Origin of the sequence: Burkholderia sp. LMG 13014, assembly GCF_905232215.1 — a bacterium.
Taxonomy (GTDB): Bacteria; Pseudomonadota; Gammaproteobacteria; order Burkholderiales; family Burkholderiaceae; genus Burkholderia.
In genome coordinates, this window is the sequence record NZ_CAJNKE010000734.1 from 1 (window position 1) to 2,578 (window position 2,578).

Here is a 2,578-nt window from a genome sequence, read left to right on the forward strand (position 1 = left end):
CAGCGCGCGGGCGGCGATCAGCACCGGGACTGAAGGCGCGAGCGCGCACAGCAGCGACGCGACGGTGAAGAGGGCCGTGCCCGCGATGAAGATGCGGCGTCGGCCTTGCAGGTCCGCGAGCAGCCCGCCGGTCAGCAGCAGCACCGCGTACGTGAGGTTGTAGCTGTCGACGACCCATTGCAATGCGCCGACGCCCGCGTGGAAATAGTCGCCGATCGCACGCGTCGCGAGATTCACGACGGCCGTGTCGACCTGCGCGACGAGGACGGCGAGGCAGAGGGTCAGCAGCGTCATGCCGCGCCGTTCGGCGGTGCGGGAGGCCGCTTCGGCGCGTTGTCCGGGATGGGCCACGGGGGAGTCCTCGTTTCGAGCGATCGGTCGAGGTTAGGCGCCGTCTGCTGACAGCGTGGTGTCAGCAGACGAGGGGCGATGCGACGACACCCTCGAGCGCGAGCAATCCGGATGCCCGTGGACTAATACGACCAGGCGTGAATGGCGGCATGCAGACGTTCCAGTTGCTGCAGCAGGTCCGTGCCGGGCGCGCAATCGTCGAGCGTGTCGGCGCTTCGAACGTATTGCTGCGCGATCGATACTTTTTGCCGGGTGGTCGAGATCACGCCTTGCTCGTCGATCGAAAAGTACCGATTGAAGAACTGCGGAGGCAGATAGCCTTCGATCGTGTACTTTTCGGTGATCCATACCGCGGTGTCGGGGCGATCGCGGAGTTCGCCGATCACGCGACCTTTCGCGCTGCCGGTGCGGGTGCAACAGAGTCGGCCTTGCGCGTCGGCTTCGAAATCGCGATCGCGATCGATGACGATCGCGCAATGACGGTTCATCCCGAGCATGGCGATGAATTCGTCCGTGTCCTGTGCGCTGAAATGAGCGAGCGATGCGCCACCGTAGAGCGAGAACGAATAGTCGACATTCTCGATCGGCACCGGCTTGCCGTTGGCCTTGCACCATAACGCCAGCCAGTGTTTGACGTAGATCCGGTCGGAGGGGCCTTCGACCCAGACGATTCCGTTGCTTTGCGAAATGTCCGAAGCCTTGATGCCGAGCTGGTCGAGCATGCCGGTGGCGTCGGTGTATTCGACGATCTCGTCGGAAACCGCAGCGAATACCTTGGCGGTATTTTTCCAGACGTTGACCTGCTGGAAGACCGGGGAATGCGTTGCGATGAAGAGTTGCAGGTTCCTGTCGTGCACGATGCGATCGATCTCGTGCGCGAGGTGCCGCTGGAGCGTCGGGTGCAGGTGCGTTTCGGGTTCTTCGATCAGGCAGATCGATCCGCTGGCCGCCTGTTCCAGCCAGTCGACGATCGACACGAGCCGCTTCCAGCCTGCCGGAAGCGAATGGAAATGGACATGGTTGCTTTGCCTGACATCGTCCGACAACCAGATGCCCAGCCGGTCCTCGCCATGCAGGCCGAACGGATGGGTGCGCGTGTACGCCAGCGTTGACTCGAAGATGCGTCCGTCGTCACCGAGGCGCGTGGACGAGGACAGGATGCCCGGCAAATGTTCGGCGGCCCGATTGAGGATCCGGCAAACGGATTTCATGTCGGGTTCGACGGGTTCCTGCCAGTAACGGATGTGACAGGGAAGCATCGACGTGAGCGAGCGAATCTCATCCCGCGAGATATCGTCGAGGCCGATTTTGCTGACGTTCTTCTCGAAACTGGCGCGCTGCTGATCCGATCCGCGATACCGCAATGCCAGGTATTGGATATCGAGTTCGTCGCGGTCGTCGTTGGCCAGATTGTCTGCCTCTGCCACGCCGTCGATCCGGTGGGACATGGCGCGACCGGCGTATATGCTCCCGTCGCCGAACACGATCTCGAACGCCGATACCGAGTTGCTCAGCAGGTTTTCTCTGGGCAGGCTGGTCAGTCGGTCGGGATCGCGGATCGAATCGATCAGGTCGATCAAGGTCGATTTCCCGCCCCCGTTACCGCCGATCAGGAGGTTGACCCGGTCGAAGACGTAGGGCTTTCTCGCGAGCGTCCAGTCGAGAAACGGATTGTCGCTGAATCCGCGAAAGGCATTGAGCCGGCGCAGGCCGCAAAACGCGATACGTGTGAGGTGCGCCATGGGCGGGCAGATCGATGAGGGGGCGGCGGAAATACCGGGCCGATGCGTGCATCAGGAGCGGTGCGATGCGAAATTGTAGGGGGAATGACGGCTGTCTGCCGATGCCATGAAATGCAAAACGGGGCTCGCGCCCCGTTCCGTCATGCGTCCTCGTACGATCTTGCCCACTCAGGCCGCCACCTCCCGCGCCCGCACCATCGTCAGCGCCGCATCCTCGATCATGTCCTCCTGCCCGCCAACGAGCCGTTGCCGGCCCAGCTCGACGAGGATGTCGCGCGCGGGAATCCCGTACTTCGCTTCCGCGCGCTTCGCGAACAGCAGGAACGACGAGTAGACGCCTGCATAACCGAGCGTCAGCGCATCGCGATCGAGGCGGATCGGCGCATCCATGATCGGCACCACGAGATCCTCGGCAACGTCCGAGATCGCGAACACGTCGACCCCTGTCTCGATCCCCATCCGGTCGCACACCGCGACGAACACTT

2 protein-coding genes and 1 pseudogene are annotated in these 2,578 nt (G+C 62.8%); all 3 read right to left on the reverse strand.

Going from position 1 to position 2,578, the window contains the following annotated elements:
- Nucleotides 1–294, reverse strand: a 294-nt coding sequence (locus JYJ84_RS33790; protein ID WP_205190070.1) for an MFS transporter, incomplete at its 3' end; no start/stop codon positions are given.
- 179 nt (nucleotides 295–473) lie between these two features.
- Nucleotides 474–2,093 carry an ATP-dependent endonuclease gene (locus JYJ84_RS33795; RefSeq protein ID WP_122947144.1) on the reverse strand — a complete coding sequence of 540 codons (1,620 nt, stop codon included), beginning with the start codon at nucleotides 2,091–2,093 and terminating at the stop codon, nucleotides 474–476.
- 168 nt (nucleotides 2,094–2,261) lie between these two features.
- Nucleotides 2,262–2,578, reverse strand: a pseudogene (locus JYJ84_RS33800) (4-hydroxy-2-oxovalerate aldolase); the annotation flags it as partial.

Excerpts from the sequence above, each read along its gene's own strand:
- JYJ84_RS33795 (WP_122947144.1), bottom strand. The coding sequence starts at position 2,093 with ATGGCGCACCTCACACGTATCGCGTTTTGCGGCCTGCGCCGGCTCAAT.